The 2,225-nt window shown below is 52.0% G+C and carries 1 protein-coding gene and 2 pseudogenes; 1 reads left to right on the forward strand and 2 read right to left on the reverse strand.

Going from position 1 to position 2,225, the window contains the following annotated elements:
• Positions 1-713: pseudogene (locus tag ABUA47_RS18415) on the forward strand (glycosyl transferase family 2); the annotation flags it as partial.
• 5 nt (positions 714-718) lie between these two features.
• Here the strand turns inward: ABUA47_RS18415 and ABUA47_RS18420 are convergent.
• A complete protein-coding gene (locus ABUA47_RS18420) occupies positions 719-1,963 on the reverse strand; it encodes an ABC transporter permease (RefSeq protein WP_349831866.1) in 1,245 nt (414 codons plus the stop codon).
• Between the two features lie 108 nt (positions 1,964-2,071).
• Positions 2,072-2,225 (reverse strand): annotated as a pseudogene (locus tag ABUA47_RS18425) (pyridoxal phosphate-dependent aminotransferase); the annotation flags it as partial.

The raw sequence follows: 2,225 nt of genomic DNA on the forward strand, positions 1-2,225 counted from the left end.
ACCAATGGCTGCGACTGATGGCACGCAACTTCACATCACGTACCCAAGTGGTGCTGGGATACAGCGGCTACGAACGCGGCAAAGGCTGGCTGCACAAACGGGCGGCATTCGACAATCTGTTCACTTCCATGCGCTATCTGGGATTTGCCCTGGCAGGCAGCCCCTACATGGGCATCGGGCGTAACCTGGCCTACCGGAAGGAACTCTTCTACCAACAGAAAGGATTCTCCGCACACCTCAACCTGCAACGGGGAGACGACGATTTGTTCATCAACCACGTGGCTACCCCGGAGAACACGCGGGTAGAAACGGATGCCAATGCCATTGTGCGCATGCAGCCGCTTCTGCGTACCAAGGACTGGAAAGAAGAGAAAATAGGCTACGCCTCCACAGCACGGCTGTATCATGGAATGCAACGCTGGCTGGCCGGTTTTGAGACCCTGACCCGCCTGGCATTCCACGCATCCTGGATAGCCGCGATGGTCATCGGCATTCTGCACTTCCACTGGCTGGCAGCAGGCGTCGCTTTTCTTTTGTTCCTGTTCCGTTTCACCATGCAGGCAGTCATTGTCAACAAGACTGCCCACGACCTGGAAGAACAGCGCAGATATTACTTCACACTACCGGCTTTCGACCTATTGCAGCCGATACAGTCTTTACGTTGGAAATGGTACTGTCTGTTCCGCAAGAAAAGCGATTTTCTGAGAAAGTGATTCTCTTATTCGTAACGGATGGAAGTTGCCGGATGGATGCGTGTAATCAGGAATGATGGGCCCAGCAACATCAGGACCGAAGCCAGCAATGTGCCGGCATTCAGCAGCAGGAACAGCCAGATATTGCAAGATACCGGAACAGTAGCCATGTAATAGGTTTCAGGGTCGAGCTTGAACAAGCCGGACCAGCGCTGCACGAAATAGAACGCAAGGCCGATTATGTTCCCCCAAAGCATGCCTTTCCCAATGAGGAAGACCGAAAACCAAAGGAAGACTTTACGGATGGTAAAGTTATTGGCTCCCAAAGACTTCAGCACGCCTATCATGGAGGTACGCTCTATGATGATAATCAGCAGGCCGGATACCATGGTGAAACCCGCCACCCCAATCATCAGAATGAGAATGACCCAGATGTTGACATCCAAGATGCCCAGCCAGGCAAAGATTTGGGGATTGAGCTGCTCTACATTACGGACGCAATACTCGGCACCATAGCGGTCGGGATTCTCATCCGTATCGGCAGCTATCTCATAGGTGGTTTCTTCCAGCTTGTCATAATCGCGTATTTCCAGCTCCACACCGCTCACCTGGTCCGGCTCCCAGTTGTTCAGGCGATTCACCAGATAGAGGTCGGTAAGCAGGAATAGGTTGTCGTATTCGGAGAAGTTGGTTTGGTAGATACCTACAATCTTCAGGCGGCGAGCACGCACATCGTCCTGGATGAAGTAGGTGTCTATCTTGTCACCAAGTTTCAATTGCAGCTTGTTGGCAAGAGACTTTGAGATGACTACGCGGTTGGACGAAGCGGAATCGCTGAATTGCGGAAACTCCCCCTCCAGCAGATGGCGGTGGAAAAAGGTGCTGTCATACTCCTGCCCCACACCTTTCAGCACCATTCCCTGAAAGGCATCGGCGGTCTTTATCATCCCCGGCTTGGTGGAGTAGCGTTGTACATGCTTCACTTCGGGATAATCGGAAAGCGCAGCCATCATGCTGTCGCCCACCACCACCGGGCGCGTCTCATAAGAGCGTGCAGCATCCAAGTTGCCTATCTGGATATGGGCACCGAAACCCACGATTTTATCCCTCACCTCGCTCTTGAAGCCGACAATGACGGACACGGCAATAATCATCACCGCCAGTCCGAGAGCAATACCCACCATGGCAATAAGGACAGCCGGACGGGAAACTTGCTTGCCCGGCTCCGAGTTGCGATAAATGCGCAACGCTATAAAGCGAGATAAGTTCATGGGCCATTATTTTTTAGGCGCAGATTACACGGAAGATTTGAAACAAACGTCTTTATCTTAAGTTTTCCGTGTAATCCGCGTAATCCGCGCCTAATGAATTATTTCATTTTATTCGGTTCGTCCCGGATAGGCTTCCAATGCTTTTTGCAATACAAACAAGGCGCGGTTCAAGTCATCTTTCTTCAGTACGTATGCGATACGCACTTCGTTGCGACCGGAACCCGGCGTAGTATAGAATCCGGAGGCAGGCGCCATGAACACC

This window comes from Bacteroides sp. RTP31139st1_H2_RTP31139_211217, from assembly GCF_040227615.1.
GTDB classification, from domain to species: domain Bacteria; phylum Bacteroidota; class Bacteroidia; order Bacteroidales; family Bacteroidaceae; genus Bacteroides; species Bacteroides uniformis.

Excerpts from the sequence above, each read along its gene's own strand:
- ABUA47_RS18420 (WP_349831866.1), bottom strand. The coding sequence starts at position 1,963 with ATGAACTTATCTCGCTTTATAGCGTTGCGCATTTATCGCAACTCGGAG.